13 protein-coding genes and 1 pseudogene are annotated in these 17,035 nt (G+C 62.0%); 4 read left to right on the top strand and 10 right to left on the bottom strand.

The features are described from left to right. Positions 1-133: 133 nt before the first annotated feature. The 4 genes from C163_RS14665 to C163_RS14650 form a co-directional block, all read right to left on the bottom strand. Entirely contained in the window at positions 134-928 is a 795-nt protein-coding gene (locus tag C163_RS14665) for a class II aldolase/adducin family protein (protein ID WP_025339460.1), read from the bottom strand. Between the two features lie 17 nt (positions 929-945). Continuing rightward, positions 946-1,890, bottom strand: coding sequence for a D-isomer specific 2-hydroxyacid dehydrogenase family protein (locus tag C163_RS14660; protein WP_025339459.1), 945 nt, complete (start codon positions 1,888-1,890; stop codon positions 946-948). After that, positions 1,887-3,020 (bottom strand): acyl-CoA dehydrogenase family protein, encoded by a 1,134-nt coding sequence (locus tag C163_RS14655; RefSeq protein WP_025339458.1) that lies wholly within the window; start codon positions 3,018-3,020, stop codon positions 1,887-1,889. Before C163_RS14655 ends, C163_RS14660 begins: the two co-directional genes overlap by 4 nt. 167 nt (positions 3,021-3,187) lie before the next feature. Next, a complete protein-coding gene (locus C163_RS14650) occupies positions 3,188-4,078 on the bottom strand; it encodes a LysR family transcriptional regulator (RefSeq protein ID WP_025339457.1) in 891 nt (296 codons plus the stop codon). Between the two features lie 198 nt (positions 4,079-4,276). Between C163_RS14650 and C163_RS14645 the strand changes: the two genes are divergently transcribed. Further along, positions 4,277-5,242, top strand: a complete 966-nt coding sequence (locus C163_RS14645) for an ABC transporter substrate-binding protein (protein WP_025339456.1) — start codon at positions 4,277-4,279, stop codon at positions 5,240-5,242. Between the two features lie 16 nt (positions 5,243-5,258). Further along, a pseudogene (locus tag C163_RS14640) lies at positions 5,259-6,214 on the top strand (aliphatic sulfonate ABC transporter substrate-binding protein). Between the two features lie 329 nt (positions 6,215-6,543). On the opposite strand, the gene C163_RS26515 reads toward C163_RS14640, so the two are convergent. The 6 genes from C163_RS26515 to C163_RS14615 all read right to left on the bottom strand — a co-directional run bounded on the left by C163_RS26515 (position 6,544) and on the right by C163_RS14615 (position 12,759). Then, positions 6,544-7,104, bottom strand: a complete 561-nt coding sequence (locus C163_RS26515; RefSeq protein ID WP_177325761.1) for a GNAT family N-acetyltransferase — start codon at positions 7,102-7,104, stop codon at positions 6,544-6,546. Between the two features lie 266 nt (positions 7,105-7,370). Further along, positions 7,371-8,033 (bottom strand): HIT family protein, encoded by a 663-nt coding sequence (locus tag C163_RS14635; RefSeq protein ID WP_371257946.1) that lies wholly within the window; start codon positions 8,031-8,033, stop codon positions 7,371-7,373. After that, positions 7,981-8,472: a GNAT family N-acetyltransferase gene (locus C163_RS14630; protein WP_025339454.1), complete on the bottom strand. Its 492-nt coding sequence runs from the start codon at positions 8,470-8,472 to the stop codon at positions 7,981-7,983. Before C163_RS14630 ends, C163_RS14635 begins: the two co-directional genes overlap by 53 nt. Before the next feature lie 299 nt (positions 8,473-8,771). Continuing rightward, positions 8,772-10,037 (bottom strand): MFS transporter, encoded by a 1,266-nt coding sequence (locus tag C163_RS14625; protein WP_025339453.1) that lies wholly within the window; start codon positions 10,035-10,037, stop codon positions 8,772-8,774. Positions 10,038-10,070: 33 nt separating this feature from the next. Beyond that, positions 10,071-11,141, bottom strand: coding sequence for a sugar phosphate isomerase/epimerase (locus C163_RS14620; RefSeq protein ID WP_025339452.1), 1,071 nt, complete (start codon positions 11,139-11,141; stop codon positions 10,071-10,073). Between the two features lie 112 nt (positions 11,142-11,253). Then, positions 11,254-12,759, bottom strand: a complete 1,506-nt coding sequence (locus C163_RS14615) for a PLP-dependent aminotransferase family protein (protein ID WP_025339451.1) — start codon at positions 12,757-12,759, stop codon at positions 11,254-11,256. Positions 12,760-13,693: 934 nt separating this feature from the next. Between C163_RS14615 and C163_RS14610 the strand changes: the two genes are divergently transcribed. Next, positions 13,694-13,930 (top strand): hypothetical protein, encoded by a 237-nt coding sequence (locus C163_RS14610; RefSeq protein ID WP_025339450.1) that lies wholly within the window; start codon positions 13,694-13,696, stop codon positions 13,928-13,930. Between the two features lie 547 nt (positions 13,931-14,477). After that, positions 14,478-17,030 (top strand): EAL domain-containing protein, encoded by a 2,553-nt coding sequence (locus C163_RS14605; RefSeq protein WP_025339449.1) that lies wholly within the window; start codon positions 14,478-14,480, stop codon positions 17,028-17,030. Positions 17,031-17,035 lie beyond the last annotated feature (5 nt).

Genomic DNA, 17,035 nt, shown 5'->3' with positions numbered 1-17,035 from the left:
GGGGTTACCTGTGCCGGCCTCTTCGCGGGCATGCCCGCTCCCACAGGAGTTTCACTTTCCTTGAGTGGTGCGCCGTACCTGTGGGAGCGGGCTTGCCCGCGAAGAGGCCGGTACAGACGACAGTGCCTTCCAGTCAGTCCTGGTAATCGCGGCCCTCGCGGTCCAGCTGCCGGATCAACGCATCCCAATGCCGCTGGATGCCTTCCCCCTTGCCATCGGAAAACCGCTTCGATTGTTCATGCACCTTGGCAATCGCCGCCTGCGATGCATGCAGCAGCTGGTCATTGCCCCCGGCCTGGGCCGCCACCTGGATGTTGCAGGCCCGCTCCAGCCCATGCAGCTCCCGGAACGCGTGCTCGACGCTGATCCCCCCGGTGAGCAACCCGTGGTTGCGCAGGATGAGGATGTTGCTGTCGCCCAGGTTGGCCACCAGCCGCTGCTGTTCGTCCAGGTCCAGGGCCACGCCTTCGTAGTCGTGGTAGACAACCCGGCTGTAGTAGGCCAAGGCGTGCTGGGAGATCGGCAGCAGGCCGTCGCGCTGGGCCGATACCGCTGCGCCATCGCGGGTGTGGGTGTGCAGCACGGCCTTCAGGTCGGGGCGGGCGCGGTGGATTGCGCTGTGGATCACGTAGCCGGCCTGGTTGATGCCCAGCCCCAGCGGGTCGTCGATGATGGTGCCGTCGACGTCGACCTTGACCAGGTTGGAGGCGGTGATTTCGTCGAACAGCAGGCCGAAGGCGTTGATCAGGAAGTGTTCGTCCGGCCCCGGTACGCGGGCCGAAAAGTGCGTGTAGATGTGGTCGGTCCAGCGGAACAGGGCGGCCAGGCGGTAGGCGGCAGCCAGTTTGACCCGCACCTCCCACTCTTCGGCGCTGACCCGGTCGCGCACCTTGTCGGTGCTGGTAGTGACGGCAGACAGTGAACTCATGGTGTGCTCTCCGGTAATCAGTAGCCGCGCGCGGTGTCGACCAGGTTGGCCAGGGGCGCCTGCTCGCGGTAGCGGTGGAAGTTGGCGATGAAGGCTTCGAGCAGGGCCGGGTAGCCGTCCTCGGAAATGGCCGAAGTGTGCGGCGACAGAAACACCCGTGGGTGGTGATACAGCGGGTGGCCGGCGGGCAGTGGCTCGGGGTCGGTGACATCCAGGCTGGCACGGCCGATCAGGCCGCTGTCCAGGGCCTCGAGCAGGGCCTGCTGGTCGAGCAGGCCACCGCGGGCGATGTTGATCAGGTGCAGGCCAGGGCGGGCATGGGCCAGCACCTGACGGTCGACCAGGCCACGGGTGGCGGCGGTGAGTGGGGCGGCCAGCACCAGGTGGTCGCTGCCGGCGAACAACTGCTGCAGGTCGGCGGCGCGTTCCACCCCAGGCACCTCGGCGATGGCCTGGCCGGGGCGGCTCAAGGCCAGCACCTGCATGCCAAGGGCCACTGCCTTGCGCGCCAGGCTCTGGCCGATACTGCCAAAACCGAGAATGCCCAGGGTGCGGCCGCGCAACGGCGCCAGCGGGGTCAGGCGCCAGTCGGCATCCTTGACCCACAGCCCCGGCAGTTGCTTGGCGGCGGCGAACACCAGGGCCAGGGCAAATTCGGCCACCTGCTCGGCATTGGCACCCTTGCCACTGGTGACCGGTGTGCCCTGGAACACCCAGTCGGGGTAGAAGTCGATGCCCGAGGACACCAGCTGCACCCACTTCACGCCCCAGGGCCAGCCTGGCGGCGGGGTGTCGATGCGCTGCCCGCGCACGTTGATCGGGCGCAGGATGAATACATCGGCAGGGGCTTGCAGGGCCAGCTGGCCGGGGGCGATATCGATGACTTCATGGTCCGGCAGGTGTTCGCGCAGGTGCTGGTTGGCCTGGGCGTCGAGCTGGCTGGCGATGATCGAATGGCTCATGCGTGCACCTCCGCCAGCGCTGCGCGGCCGGCCTGGCCGAACACCACATCGTCCTGCGGGGTGTGGATGCGGCTGCAGAGCACGTCGCGGTAGTGCCGTTCCAGTGGGTTGCGCCGCGACAGCCCGGGGTTGCCGGCGGCCTCGATGGCCAGCTCCACGGCCCGGATGGCGTTGGCGCTGACCAGGTGCTTGAGCTGCCCGGCATGCTGCGCGGCGACCTGCCCGGCGGTGGCTGCGTCAAGCAGGCCCTGGTTGGCGAACAGCAGGGTGTCGATGCGCCCCAGCACGTCCTGGAAGCGCGGCAGGCTGGCCAGCGGCGCGCCCAGGTTGGAGGGGGCACGCTGCTTGAGAAAACCCGCCAGCCAGTCGCGGGCGGCACGGGCCACGCCGTCGTACACCGCCGGCAGCAGTACGGCCATCCACAGCAGGCTCTCGCCGTCGAGCTCGGCTTTCGGTGCGCTTGCAGGGCTGACGCTGACGGCATGGTCGAGGGGGATCAGCACATCGTCGAAGCGCACTTCATGGCTGCAGGTGGCGCGCATGCCCAGGTGGTCCCAGTCATCGATGATGGTGATGCCGGGCGTGTCGCGGTGCACCAGGAAGCCGCCGACCAGCGGGTCGGCGTCGTCGCTGCGGCCCCAGACCAGGTACCAGGTCAAGCCGTGGCTGCCGGTGGAGTAGATCTTGCGCCCGCTCAGGCGCCAGCCCTCGGCTGTGCGCCGCGCCACGGTGGCGGGCAGGCCGCCGCGGGCCGGGGTGCCGAGTTCGGGTTCAACGCGCAGGGCATTGATCAGTGCGCCCTGATGCACGGCATCGCGGGCCACGCGCTGGCGCAGGTGTTCGGGCCAGCGGGCCTCGTCCTGCAGGCGAAAGTGCTGCAGGTACTGCATCACCAGGATCAACGCGGTAGCCGGGTCGCCCTTGCCGACCGCGCCGATCACCCGACGGGCGCTGGCCAGGTCCGCGCCAGTGCCACCGAGTGCGCGGGGTACGGTGAAGGCGAGCAGGCCGTGGCGGTGCAGCAGGTCGAAATTGTCCTGGGGAAACTGCGCGCTGCGGTCGTAGCGTTCGGCGTTGGCCGCGAGGGCCTGCGTCAGCTCGGCGAGGGCGCTGTCGGAGGGGTGACTCATGGGGTTTCATCCCTGAATGACGGTGTGTTGCTAAGACCGTATTCGTATGGATGAACGCTGTAAAAGTCTTTTTTGTTCTATGCTAATTATTTGTTTTAAGAATTTATTGTTTTTACTGTTATGCATGAATTGCATTTATTGGCGGGGCGCCCGGCGCCCCTGCGTGGTCAACCCAGGAGCCTGTGCCCAGCCACCTCGCCGAAAAGCTCGACCGGTTCCTGCAGGTTGCCCAGGTAACGTGGATGGAACAGCCACAGGTCTACCTGCGGCTTGAAATCACTGACGTTGATCACATCCAGCGCATCGCGGTGGCGGCTGGCCTGCAACAGTGGTTCGGGCACCAGCCCCAGGCCCTGGCCATTGGCGACCAGGCCCAGTTGCAACTCGGTGCCGAAGGTTTCCAGGTTGATCGACAGGCTCAGCCCCTGTTCGCTCAGCGCCCGCTGCAGGCCGGCGCGGAAACCACAGCCGTCGGGGTTGAGCACCCATCCACGGGTGTAGCAGTCCTTGAGCTTGTAGCTGCGCTTGGTGACGCTGCCCTTGGCGGCTATCACCTTCAGCGGCATGCGCGCGATCGAGCGGCTGGCGATGCCTTCGGGGAAGATCTTGCCCGGTGGGAACAGCGCGGCGGCGGCGTCCAGCTCAGCGTTTTCCATGCGCGCGATAAGGCTGCTGCCCCAACCGCTGCTGACCTGGGTGCGCAATTGCGGGTAGGCCTCGCGAATCTGCGCCAGGGCATCGAGCAGCACCACGTCACCCAGGGTTTGCGGTACACCCAGGCGCAGGGTGCCCGAAGGCGCGCCATCGTTGGCCACCAGTTCGCGCAGCGAGTCGATCTCGCGCAGGATCGCCTTGCACTGCTCGTACACCCGCAAGCCCATGGGGGTGGGCTTGAGCGGCTTGGTGTTGCGGTCGAGCAGGGTGGCGCCAAGGTCTTCCTCGAAGTTCTGCACCCGGCGGGTGATCGCCGGTTGCGTCAGTTGCAGGGCCTCGGCGGCGAGGTTGGTGGATTGGCAGCGGATGACCGCGACGAAGGCGTCCATATCATCGATTTTCATAATTGGCGCTCACAGGGTCGGAGGGAAAATAAGGCATTAGCATAATCTGCCTGGCGGGTAATGCCATCGGTTCTGTTTCGATAGATGAAAACGCATATTAGGATATTCCTAAAATCAATTTAATTTATTTGACGGATCTCGCTAGAGTCGCCTGGCACGGGCCGCATGATGCTGCCCGCCCAGACACCGAGGAACGCCATGTCCATCCGATCGAAGCTGCTGACCCTGGCCGCGGCCCTGCTGCTGGCCAGCCAGGCCGGCGCCGCCGAGCGCCTGACCCTGCGCATCGGCGACCAGAAGGGCAACATGCGCGCCCAGCTGGAAGCCGCAGGCGCATTGCGCGACCTGCCGTACGACATCCACTGGGCCGAGTTCCCCGCTGCCGCGCCGCTGGCCGAGGCGCTCAATGCCGGGGCGATCGATGCCGGCATCATTGGCGATGCGCCGCTGCTGTTCGTGCTGGCTTCGGGGGCACCGGTCAAGGCCATTGCCGTGGACAAGTCCGACCCCTATGGCACGGCGCTGCTGGTGCGTCCTGACGCGCAGCTGCACAGCGCGGCCGAGCTCAAGGGCAAGCGCATCGCCACCGGTCGCGGGTCGATCGGCCATCATCTGGCCCTCAAGGCACTGGACCAGGTCGGCTTGAGCGAGAAGGACGTGGAGTTCCGCTTCCTCGGGCCGGTGGACGCCAAGATCGCCCTGGCCAACGGCTCGGTGGACGCCTGGTCGACCTGGGAACCCTACACCGCGCTGGCCGAGCTGAGCGGGCAGGGCCGGGTGCTGGTCAACGGCCGCGGCCTGTCCAGCGGCAACAGCTTCCTCGCCGCCACCGACAAGGCGCTGGATCAACCCGAGCGTCGCGCGGCGTTGCAGGACTACCTCAACCGCCTGGCTGGGGCGCAGGTCTGGGCCAACCAGCACCTGGACAGTTACTCGAAAACCCTGGCCGCGATCATCGGCTTCCCCGAGGACGCCGCCCGCCTGCAGTTCGAGCGCCGCCAGCTGCGCTGGCAGGTGATCGACCCGCAGACCGTGGCGCAACAGCAGGACACCGCCGACTTCTACCACGCCCACGGCCTGATGAGCGAACGCCTCGATGTGGCACCGACCTTCGCCACTGGCTTCACCCTGTCCGATGCCGCCACGCTGGCCACGCAACCCTGACTCCGGAGACCTCTACATGTCCTTCAAACCCCTGCGCCAGCTTGGCCTGGCGCTGCTGGCCAGCGCCCTGCTGCCGAGCCTCGCCAGCGCCGAACAGACCCTGCGCATCGGCTACCAGAAATCCTCGACCCTGCTGACCCTGCTCAAGGCCCGCGGCAGCCTCGAACAACGCCTGCAGGCCGAGGGCATTCGCGTCAGCTGGCACGAGTTCCCCAGCGGCTTGCCATTGCTGGAGGCGCTGAACCTGGCAATGTCGACCTGTCGGCGGATGTTGCCGACACCGTACCGGTATTCACCCAGGCTGCCGGCGCCAGGCTTACCTACTTCGCCCGGGAGACGCCTTCGCCAACGGCCCAGGCCATCCTGGTGCCCGCGGACTCGCCACTCAGGACCCTGGCCGACCTCAAGGGCAAGCGCGTGGCGGTGACCAAGGCGGCTGGCAGCCACTACCTGCTGATCCAGGCCCTGGCCAAGGCCGGGCTGACCTTCAAGGACATCACCCCGGCCTACCTGATCCCTGCCGACGGCCGCGCCGCCTTCGAGAACCACAAGGTCGATGCCTGGGTAACCTGGGACCCTTACGTGGCCAGCGCCCAGCGCCAGCAGAACGCCCGCATCCTGGCCGATGGCAGCGAACTGGCCAGCTACCAGCGCTACTACCTGGCCAGCAGCGACTATGCCCAGGCCCATCCCGAGGTGCTGCAGCAGGTGTACCTGGCCCTGCGTGAGGCAGGTGTCTGGACCAAGGCCAACCCGGCGGCCGCAGCACGCATCCTCGGGCCGTTGTGGGGCAACCTGGACAGTGCCACGGTGCAGCAGGCCAATGCCCGGCGCAGCTACGACGTGCAGCCGGTGAAGCCGGAGAACCTGGCCGAGCAGCAGCGCATCGCTGATGCGTTCTACCGCGAGGGACTGTTGCCCAAGGCGGTGGATGCCAAGGCGGTGAGCTTGTATCAGCCGGCTGCAGACTAGCGTTGGATGCTCGTTCCGAGCGATCGTATGACATCGGTGGCTTGCGCGAGAACCCGAAGAAGGCCCTGGCCTTGCCGTCGCTTTGCCGGTGCTGGACGAGCCGGCAAAAGCGATGCTGGTGGCGCTGGAAAACTCGAACTGATCCACAGCGAGCTTGCCAACTACGCCGACACCAAAGGTTACTGAGCGATGGTGGCCAGAAGGCCAAGTAGATGGAGCCTACCCTGGATATGGCGCTCTAAGGCGTGGCCACCAAGCAGGCCAGGTTCTATGACGGCCTGAGGAATACTATCGCGCTGCCCCCGAACGACCGGCATGGTGCTGGTGCGTCATCGATTTTCATGGCTTTCAATCCGATAGATCAGAGTATTATGGGATCTGTCTCGAGCGTCCTCTCTGTTACCCACGATTGTGCCATACAGCTCGAAACCTGCCCGGACTGCCAATTTTTTACTGGATTCATTTCGCTCAGAAATAAACAGCACAGTTGGCAGAGCCTTCAAAAATGGAAGGACCAACTGCAGCGCGTTGGTCATATAGCCGCGCCCAGCACAGTCAATATTTACCCAGTAACCCAGGGAGTTACATTCCTGCTCTGGCAGGTATCGAACTCCAATACAGCCTACCAAGGTGTCCAATTCGCTAGTGAAAATGTAGTACTTCTTTTCTGCTGTCGGATCAGATGAATTGGATGCGGTAACTGATCGCTGAAGACTTTCCTTTGCGTCGATAAGCGATACTTCAGCATTTGGCCATCTGAGGAATTTTTTATGGAGTTCATAGCTGCGTTTCAGGGCCGTATGCAGCAGTGGTGCGAACTCTGGCCGAGGACGAAGCAGGCGTAGACCATTGCCCTCAATCTCATGAGGAAGAGCCAATATATCTATCACGATAAAATATGTACCCCCGAAAACCTAGAATCGACCATCAGGGCACGGACCAATGGGCTCGGCGTCAAAATGGCGTTTAACACGGCAACTGCACGTGCCATGCCAGTAAGGATTCGCGGGTCTATGGCGTCTCACGGCCAAGTGAAAGGCATGATGTGTACTTCTGCGAAGCAAATTGCTGGCGCGGTGTACGCAGGCCAACAGATGTAACGCCGCATTGGTTCGAGCTATCGTCTTGGTGCCACATGAAAGCTGAGTTCACTGTGTTAAACGGGAAGTCTTGATTCAAATGAGCTACGCAGGGTAGCAACAACGTCATCAACACGATGACCTTGTATCGCTGGCGGCACGGGGCGTTCGCAAAACTCTCGCCAGATAAATAGCATCAGTTCTGCGCCATCTGTTTGCTGAGGTGCGGTGTCCCCCGAGCCGAAGGTTTGCAGCAGCCTGTATCTTTCGTCCTGCCAGAAAATGGCTTCAACCCAGTCATATACCGGGATGAAGTGGAAGTGGATGGAGTAACCGGCATCGTGCCCGAACCGGCCAATATACAAGTGTTTGGGCGAGAGGTGATCTTCAATGGTTTTCTGAATTCGCGCCTGCAATACCCCAAGTTCCGATTGCGCCTCAAGCGGTAGCGCTGCCAGCGAGTTGGTCATGTGCTTCGCGCTGAGCATCAGATAGCCCGGCAACGCACTGTCCATGCGGTGGTTGAGAATCCAGTACCTGGATTCGTGAATGATGAATCGAGCCGGTATTTCCATGAGATAGCCTTGAGAGGAACTAGCGAGCGTAGCATTGCGACAGATCGATGTCCGCGTCTTGCCGGATACTGTCTTTTTTCCAATCTCCGCTTTTGGTCGAAAGCGGTAACCATCAACTAATGGATTTGGCCATTTCCGACGTTCCAGTCCAACCGGTTTGCTCATAGACCGGTCTACCCGTCTCGGTTGCGTGCAGGACAGCGAAGGTGATGCCTCGGCGAGCGAACTCGGCGTCAGCAGCCTGCATCAAGGCTGAAGCCAGGCCACGGCGGCGGTAGGCAGGCTGGACGAACACATTCAGCACGTACCCACGCTTGTCCAGGGTCGGGTGCGATGGATGGGGAGGCCAATCAATGCTCATCAAGCCAATGGCTGCGACAGGTTGGTCGCCATCCATGAGTTTGAAACCGTAGTACCGACCGTCACTGAGTCGCTCTTCCAGCCATGGGCGAAAGTGCTGAGTCATGACTTGCAGTTTTTCAGGGTCGCCACCTGCCTCAAGAAACATCTCCTGGCGATGCGAGCAGATCATTTCTGCGTCAGCGGGCCCGACAGGCCGGCACTCCAAGCCTGAAAACTCTCCACATCCTTGTAGGTCGATCATCGTTTATCCCGTGTCAGTGGCCGATTCATGGAAAGGCAGCCTATGGCACCTTCAGGCCTGTTTGCAATGGCCAACGATCGACCTTGGCAAGCCACTCAGCTTTTGTCATCTCTCCTGGAACTGCACATAACTCATTGAATCAGCGGGGCCCATGTAGGAGCGGCCTTGTGTCGCGATGGGGCGCGCAGCGGCCCCGGCAATTTCAACTGTTGCGCATCATTCCTGGGGCCGCGATGCGGCCCTTTCGCGACACAAGGCCGCTCCTACAGGTACAGCGACAACCTCGAGAGCAACGATGATCAGGCTTGTACCGCGTTGACCCCGCCAGTGGGCATGGATTTTTTGCGCACCGCTTGATAGAGAAGGCTGGACACCATGAAGCCCACAATGGCCAGTATGCTCATCAAGGTGAACACATAGTTGTAGCCCTGTTGACCAGGGAAGTGGTCGAGGAGCGCACCATAGATGACGTAGGCAAACATGCCGGGGGCATAGCCGATCAGGCAACCGATGCCGAAGGCCGAGCCGGTGATGTGCTGGGGAATGCCGACTTCGCCCATGGGTGCCCAGAACACGCCGCGCATCGAGAACACAATCAGGGCGAAGGACAGGGTGGCCGCCATCCCCGCATAGATGAAGCCCGGGCTTTTGGGAATCAGCATGATCACGCCCATCAGCGGCAATAACGCCAGGAATGCCCACTTCAGGTAACGGCTGGTGCTCTTGAACTGCTTGTCGGCAATGAAACCACCGGCAGGCCCGCCGAGGATTTTCAGGAAGTACTGGTTGATGATGCCGTAGGCGCCTACCAACGCCACGGGCAAGCCGTACATTTCCTTGAGGTAGGGAATGAAATAGGTCAGGCCGCAGTAGACGATGTAGACCATGAACACGTTGAGACTGACCAACCAGATGCCGGGTACCTTGATCGCCTCCATCAGGTTCGCCAGACCGTTTTTCGGCTTGGCGGCCGATTGCGCGTTACCGCCCTTGAGCAGGAGCCAGGTCAGGGTGCCGGCCAGAATGTCGATGACCGAGTAGAACAGGATCGCCGACTTCAGGCCGGTTTCCCCCGAGCCCATGGCGACGAACACGCCCAGTGCGGAAAAGGCCACCAGCGTATCAACCACACCACGCCCGCCTTCCAGCAGGCCAAACAACCGGCCTTGCTCCTGATCGTCACCCAGATTACGGATGGCTTTGAGCAGCGATGGCCAGAACAGGCAGTCGGCACAGACGGCCAACAGGCTGAACACGATCAGCAAGCTGCTGAAGGGCGGAAAGGTTGCCAGGTACAACCCAAGAGCTCCGGTCCCGATCAGGCCGAGGGGTATCAGTTTGCGCGTGTCGTAGCGATCGGCGAGCAGGCCGCCAACCACAAACAGTGCAGTCGCGATGATCGCGTTGGCACTCAGCAGCACGCCGATTTCAGTGTGGCTCAGGCCCATGAATTCCTGCATGGGGACATAGAAGGCGTCCTTGAGGTTCGCCAACTTGTAAATGGTGCCGCCACCGAGGATGAGAATCAGGAGTCTGAGCCATTTGGCCTTGTTTTGAGTTGTCATTATTGTTCTCCGGGCGTAATCGGGTCGTCAGGTTCAGGCGTTGGAAGGGGTGGCCAGGGTCAGTTCAGCCAAGGTGCGCAGTTCGCCCAGCAAGCGTCGGACATAGGCCACCTGATTGTTCGCCCAGCGGTGTTCGTCGGCCAGCATGCGCTCGAGCGAGTAGCCTTTCGGGAGCGGCGTTTCGCTCATCTCCCGGTAAGCAATGAATGGATCGGCCGCTTCAAGGCTCTGGCGGAAGGCCGGGGCCACGTAGTGATTTTCCTGCTCGAGAATGAACGCGATCACCTGTGGGGTTGCTTCGCCCAGCATCAACAGTTCGAACAGCATGCGGGCGCTGGGCAGGTCGTCTTCGTCGCTGCCTTGCAATACGCCGTAATGGCCGAAGCCGTTCTGTTCGGGGACGATGCGTACGCCCTTCAGGTGAGCCTGGCGGATGTGCGGCGCCAGGTTGTGCAGGGCCTGCAGGGGCTGTTCGCAGGCATTGATCATGTTGCCGAAGTCGAACAGGGCATGCAGGCGAGGGTGGTTGAGACGGTTGAGCAACTGCGCGATTTCGCTGCTCTTGAGTTCCTCATGCTGCTCGAAGTCAAAGTACAGATCGTTGGCGTCGGCCTGTTGCGCGAGGTAGTGCAGGTCGGTCTCGATCACGTCCATGACCCGCGACAGCGTGCCCTCGTAACGTGAGTAGACACGGATGTTGCGCACCCCCAGGGCCTTGGCGATGGTGATCACCTGGTCGACATCCTTTTTCAGCGTGCTGCTGATTTCCAGGTGCACATCCAGCCCCAGCGCCTTGGCCTTGCTGGCAAACGCCTGGAGCTGCTCTGGCGACATCTGGCTGAGGCTGTTTTCCTCGCCGTCGAGCAAGTGCAGGCTCAGGCCTTGCAGCTCGTGGCGATAGGCAAAGTCCAGCAGGTCGGCGGGGGTGACACGACCGTGGGTGAGGTTGGTCAGTAGCGGATAGGCGTGGGCAAACAGGCGCAATTGCCCGAGACGCTCAAGTAACCGCTGGGCCAGTGCTTCGGTCAGCACTGGAGCAGCTACGTTTTCGACTACCTTGTGGCTCAGCAAGGCGTTGAATCGTTCCTGGATCTTGTTGTTCATTAGAGTCGTTCCTGGTTCAGACTCCGGGTCTACCGGCGCAGCCTTTATCGCGCCAGTCAGGAACTCTCGATAGATCCATTATCAACTAATTGATAAGGCCACTTGCCTCGCATCAAGTGGCTGGTGGAAGGTAACCCAGCGTGCGCAAGGCCTGGGCCAGCTCCTCGACACGCTCCCGGGCCTGCTTTTCAGGCGTGCCGGCAAAGCCGATCAACAGCGCAGGCGGCAGGTCATGCTTGATGCGGTAGTCGCTCAAGGCGTAGGTGTGAATGTTGTGTCGGGCCAGTTGCCGGGCGATGTCAGTGTCACTGAGTTCGGGGGGCAGCCAGGCGATCAGGTGCATGCCGGCATCTGTCGGAGTGATCCTGAAAAAGCTGCCGATCTGCTTTTCAAGTTGTTCGATCAATGCCTGCTGGCGCGCCTTGTACAGTGCACGCATGCGGCGGATGTGCCCCAGGAAGTGACCTTCGCTCATGAAGTCCGCCGTTGTGGCCTGAAGCAGTGTGGGCGGGCTACGATCCATGACCGCGCGCAGGGTGCAGAAGGGCTCGACCAGAGCCTGCGGCAGAATCACGTAACCCAGTCGCAGTGACGGAAAGAGCACTTTGCTGAACGTGCCGACGTAGATCACCCGGGCCATCTGGTCCAAGGCATACAGTGCCGGGAGAAGTCGACCACTGTAGCGAAACTCGCTGTCGCAATCGTCCTCGATGATCCAGCTCTGATGCTGCGCAGCCCAGTCGATGAGTGCTTGGCGCCGCACATAACTCAGGGTGACACCCAAAGGATGCTGACGCGAAGGCGTACAAAATACCAGGCGTGCATCAGGGCACTCGGCAAGGCCTTGCTGGACATCGATCCCCTGTTCATCAATACGCAACGGAATGATCTTGGCCCCCTGGGCTTGCAACGCAATTCGCGCGGCGATGTGCCCAGGGTCTTCCATCCAGACACTGTCCTGCGGATTGAGCAGCAGCATGCCCAGCAGGTTGAACGCTTGCTGCGCGCCGGAAACGATCACCACTTGCTCGGCATTGCAGTCGATACCTCGCGCATCGAAGACGTATTCGGCAATCGCTGTGCGAAACGCCTGCAAACCTTGCAACTCGCCATAACCCAGAATCGCCTTGGTCGGCTTGAGCAAATGACGGTTCATCAGGCGCCGCCAGATGGCTTGCGGAAATTCTTCATAGGTGCTGTGACTGGGCAGGAAGGAGGTCGGCGTCGCGGGATCCCAGTCGGCATAGGACACCCCGCGAAAATGATCGCTGCGCAGCGACAGCATCGACTGGCTCAGTTCGGACAGGCGCGGTGGCTGGCGCGGTTGCTCGTCCTCGATACTCCGGTTTTCCCACTCAGTACCGACATACGTACCTGCACCCGTGCGCGAGGCCAGGAAACCTTCGGCGATCAACTGATCGAAAGCATTGAGGATGGTGATTCGCGACAGCCCCAACTCGATGCTCAAGGTCCGGGTCGACGGCAGGCGCACGCCCCCCTGAATTCTGCCGTTGAGTATCTGTTTGCGAATCTGCAGATACAGCTGGCGGTACAGGGGTATGGCACTGGCACGGTCCAGTTCGATAGCCGACAGCAGCAAACCTGTGGGGGATTTCATGACATGCTCGTCTGGTGAAATGGGACTTGACCTGGAAACCGTCAGGTGACGGGGCTTTCAGGGTAGCGAGCGATACCCGATAAGTCATCCGTCCGGCTTTGATGTCCGGCGCAGTTCGGTGGCTGGATACTGCAGAAAAGACCGATTAAAGCGTCCGCTTTGGGTCGTTGACGCTCAGTCGCGAATGGCTGCTAACGATCCATTGCGGACACCTGTAACCGGGGCCGCTTCGCGGCCCATCGCCGGCAAGCGCGGCTCCCACAAGTACAGCGCATGCCTGAAGGCTGGTGATACTCCTGTGGGAGCCGGCTTGCCGGCGATGAGGCCGGTACTGACTACAGAGCTTTGGATCAGTGTCCGCCGTGGGTCGTTAGCCGCCATTCGCGGTCGATCGCTTTTGGCCCAAAGTGGACGCTAAAGGATAACTGGTTTCGTAAGCGCGACGCCGTCCCTGTGGGAGCGGGTTTACCCGCGAAGAGGCCGGTGCAGGCGACACAACATGGTGATCACTGCTGACTCGCCGGCCGGTGATGAGTGAGAGGCGCCAACGGAAGTGTTACTGCACATTCCCTTCGCTTGAAACGCTTCCCTGACACCGGTAGTCTTTGCCCGCTGCTGTAAGTCTAGCGGCCGGGTTTGGTCACCCGCAATCATCAAGGCGCACAAGCGCCCGCTCTGCGATACAGTTGGCGCTTTTTTGTGCCCGCTGTTTCGTTTTATGGCGGCTGTGCGTGGGGCGCCTCCGTGCGCGCCGGTTTCCTTGATTCCCGGTTGACCAACCCGCGTACAGTCGCCACCCATTCGTTTGGTCACGTTGTGTGGCGGCTCCAGTGAATCAAGGAGCGACACAATGACAAAAGGCTTACCCGATCCTCCCGTACGCGCCACCACGGCGTCCTCCAGTTTCTCCACGTGCGAATGCAGCCATCCACCGTTGTTTGCCGTGCGTTCTGGGGTGGACTACGAAGATGCGCTGGTGCATCTGTCCACGCTGCTCAAAGGCGCGTTTGCGACCAATCTCAAGGCACTGGAGCTGGCCAAGGGAACCTGTCGTGATCTGTTGTTGAGCAATGACCATGGGCTGGATTCGGCCAAGGCGGTGGTGGAGGCGTTGCTGGATGGGGTGGAGAGACAGCAACTGGTTGGGCGGAAGACGGCACCGGGTGTCTGACGAGCGTTTGGGCTTTGTTTGATTCAAGCGGCAGCCGTGATCGACCTCGAGGGCCTCTTCGCGGGTGAACCCGCTCCCACAGGTACAGCGCCAACTCGAAGCCCGCGCAGTACCTGTAGGAGCGGGCGCGCCCGCGAAGCAGACGACGCGGTGGATGGCACCGGCTTTGCCGGTGTTCGCGGGCATGCCCGCTCCCACAGGTACCGCGTGATCTCAAGTGCGACGCCGGCCCTGTGGGAGCGGGTTTACCCGCGAAGCAGGCGCCGCGGTGGATGGCACCGGCTGTGCCGGTGTTCGCGGGTAAACCCGCTCCCACAATGATCGCCGTTGGGCAAAACGACAGCTGTGGGTCGTTATCCGCGGAACGCACCAGAACCGTTATCCAACCTGGCGGTCGTTCACCGCTGGCAGGCCCCCGCGCTGAACTGACCATAGCCCCGGATCAGGCTGTAGGTTGCCTTTCGCCCAACCACCGATCGTCAGCTCCATCGACCTCCAAAGCTGCTGCCCGGTCAACCGGGAGACCCTAGGCCGCGATGGTGAACCAATGGACGTCTTTGCTGACAATGAAATGTCGACCCGCAGTGATGTGGTCGGGCAACTGATCGTGGCGTTTTCCCTGATTCTGCTGTTGGCCTTGTTGCTGGGGCTGTTCTCACTCTACCGCCTCGCCGGTGCGCTGGATGCTCGAGAAGTGGAGCAAAGCCGCTTCTATGCAGAATCCGCCATGGCCCAGCTGCAGAAGAACGACAAGACGTTCCTGCTGACCCATGCCAACTGGCAGGCCGCCTATGATCATTTGGGCGGGCAGGTCGACGCACATTGGGCATACGACGAGGACAACGTCGGCGCCACGCTTTATACCTCCGATGGATACGAAGGCGTATATGTGCTCGATGACGACGGTACGCGGTACGCAATACTGGACGGTAAGCTCAGCCAGCAGGGCCTGGAGCAGCATACCGTCAGTGCCGGCAAGATCCTGCAGGAGGCTCGGCAAGCAGCGCAACACGATCAGGCGTCTTCAGGCTATCTGGTCTTTCGTGGCCAGCCGGCGGTGTACGTCGCTGCACTGATCCGCCCGCAGACCCAGCCGGCCCGCCCGCCGGGACCAACTGCGGTGTTGGTGTTCATTCGGGTTCTATCGCCACAGGTGCTCTTGCCGCTGGGCCAGGCGGCGGGGCTGTCCGGCCTGGCCGTGGGCGATTCGGCCGATCAGCGCCAAGGGCGCGGTGCCCTGCCACTTGAAGGCAGCGGCCACACCTTGACATGGGATATACCGCAGCCCGGCACCGAACTGATCCACACGGTAATCGCGCCCTTGGCTATCGCCGTACTATTCATCGCGCTGAGCCTGGCATTGTTCGCACGCTATGCGATCCGCGCCAGCACCAGGATCGATCGCAGCCACCGTGCGCTGGTGACTTCCAGGGTTGCCCTGCAATCAAGTGAAGAGCGCTTCAAGGCAGTGGCCGAAGCTGCCTCGGACTGGATCTGGGAAACGGATGTGCTCCTTCGCCTGACCTACCTTTCGGACCGGTTCACCGAACTCACCGGGCACCCCGTCGAAGCGTGGCGACAGCGCCCGATTACCGAGTTGCTGTCGTGTGATACCAGCAACCTCCGGACCTCGCTGCACAGCCTGGCCGCGACAGGCTCCTCCGGCACGCTGCGCTGCCAGTACCAGGACCATCTAGGCCAGCAGCGTATCTGCAGGATCGCTTCTCGCGCGATCGTGGCCGAGGGCGTGTGTACCGGCTTTCGTGGCACGTGCAGCGACATCACCGACGAAGTGGCCGCCCATGCCCAGATTCAGCACCTCTCCTTGCACGACGCCCTGACCGGCCTGCCGAATCGCAACAAGCTGTTCCGTTTCCTCGAACAATCAGCCCCTGGCGCTGAGCTACCCAAGGTGGCGCTGTTGATGCTCGATCTGGACAACTTCAAGCCAATCAACGACAGCCTTGGGCATCCGGCCGGCGACGCGGTGCTGCTCGAGGTAGCGAGCCGCCTTGGTCAAGTTACCCGCGACAGTGATCTGGTCGCCCGTCTGGGAGGCGATGAGTTCATCGTCGTACTGACCCGGCCAGGCGATCACCAGGACATGGACCGATTCTGCATGCGCGTGATCGAGGCGATCAAACGCCCCATTCAGGTCGAAGGGCATGTCGTGCAAGTGGGGGTAAGCCTGGGCGTAGTGCTGTCGGCCGAGTACCCCGGTACGCCGAGCGACCTGATCCGGCACGCCGACGTGGCCCTTTACAGCGCCAAGCAGGCGGGCAAGAACACCTGGCGCTTCTTTTCGGCACAGATGAACGCCGCTTTGATGGAGAAGCGTGTGCTGGAAAGCGAGCTGCGCGAGGGCATACCGCGTGGCGAACTGGTGCTGCATTTTCAACCGCGCTTCAAGGTCGATGGGGTCTCGATCGCATCGGCCGAGGCCCTGGTGCGATGGCAACACCCGCGCCTGGGCCTGCTCCGCCCGGATCGTTTCATCCCGCTTGCCGAAGAGTCCGACCTGATCGTGCTGCTTGGCAACTGGGTGCTGCAGGAAGCCTGTATCAAGGCGCGGGGCTGGCCGCAGGCGGTGATGGTCTCGGTCAACATGTCACCGGCCCAGTTCAGCCGCAGCGATGTGGTCCGCGACGTCGGCAACGCGTTGCGCGCCACCGGGCTGCCAGCCCACCGCCTGGAGCTGGAAATTACCGAGAACGTCATGCTCAACGATGTTGAAGGTGCACTGCACACCATGCTTGCACTGAAGGAGCTGGGCGTGCGCCTGAACATGGACGACTTCGGGACCGGTTACTCCTCGTTGGGCTACCTGCGTACCTACCCGTTCGACAGCATCAAGATCGACAAGCGCTTCGTCCAGCACCTGGGCAAGAGTGGCAGCGACCGTAGCGTGGTCCAGGCCATCATCAACCTTGGCAATGCAATGGGCATGACGGTGACTGCCGAAGGTGTCGAGACCGCCGAGCAATTGGCCTTGCTCAGCGATGACCAATGCCATGAAGTACAAGGCTTTCTGCTCAGCAAACCGCTGGAAAACGAGGTACTGATGGGGATGATGAAAGACCAGGTGTCGTTAGCGCAATGACGCCT

This window comes from Pseudomonas sp. FGI182, assembly GCF_000511325.1.
Taxonomy (GTDB): domain Bacteria; phylum Pseudomonadota; class Gammaproteobacteria; order Pseudomonadales; family Pseudomonadaceae; genus Aquipseudomonas; species Aquipseudomonas putida_Z.
Note: the sequence above shows the minus strand (reverse complement) of the source record. Positions and strands in the feature narration are given on the sequence as shown.

What these genes read in the sequence shown, in the direction of transcription:
- C163_RS14630 (WP_025339454.1), bottom strand. Translation starts at nt 8,472, where the DNA reads ATGATCGACCTACAAGGATGTGGAGAGTTTTCAGGCTTGGAGTGCCGG.
- C163_RS14625 (WP_025339453.1), bottom strand. Translation starts at nt 10,037, where the DNA reads ATGACAACTCAAAACAAGGCCAAATGGCTCAGACTCCTGATTCTCATC.
- C163_RS14665 (WP_025339460.1), bottom strand. Translation starts at nt 928, where the DNA reads ATGAGTTCACTGTCTGCCGTCACTACCAGCACCGACAAGGTGCGCGAC.
- C163_RS14660 (WP_025339459.1), bottom strand. Translation starts at nt 1,890, where the DNA reads ATGAGCCATTCGATCATCGCCAGCCAGCTCGACGCCCAGGCCAACCAG.
- C163_RS14615 (WP_025339451.1), bottom strand. Translation starts at nt 12,759, where the DNA reads ATGAAATCCCCCACAGGTTTGCTGCTGTCGGCTATCGAACTGGACCGT.
- C163_RS14655 (WP_025339458.1), bottom strand. Translation starts at nt 3,020, where the DNA reads ATGAGTCACCCCTCCGACAGCGCCCTCGCCGAGCTGACGCAGGCCCTC.
- C163_RS14635 (WP_371257946.1), bottom strand. Translation starts at nt 8,033, where the DNA reads ATGAGCAAACCGGTTGGACTGGAACGTCGGAAATGGCCAAATCCATTA.
- C163_RS14645 (WP_025339456.1), top strand. Translation starts at nt 4,277, where the DNA reads ATGTCCATCCGATCGAAGCTGCTGACCCTGGCCGCGGCCCTGCTGCTG.
- C163_RS14605 (WP_025339449.1), top strand. Translation starts at nt 14,478, where the DNA reads ATGGACGTCTTTGCTGACAATGAAATGTCGACCCGCAGTGATGTGGTC.
- C163_RS14620 (WP_025339452.1), bottom strand. Translation starts at nt 11,141, where the DNA reads ATGAACAACAAGATCCAGGAACGATTCAACGCCTTGCTGAGCCACAAG.
- C163_RS14650 (WP_025339457.1), bottom strand. Translation starts at nt 4,078, where the DNA reads ATGAAAATCGATGATATGGACGCCTTCGTCGCGGTCATCCGCTGCCAA.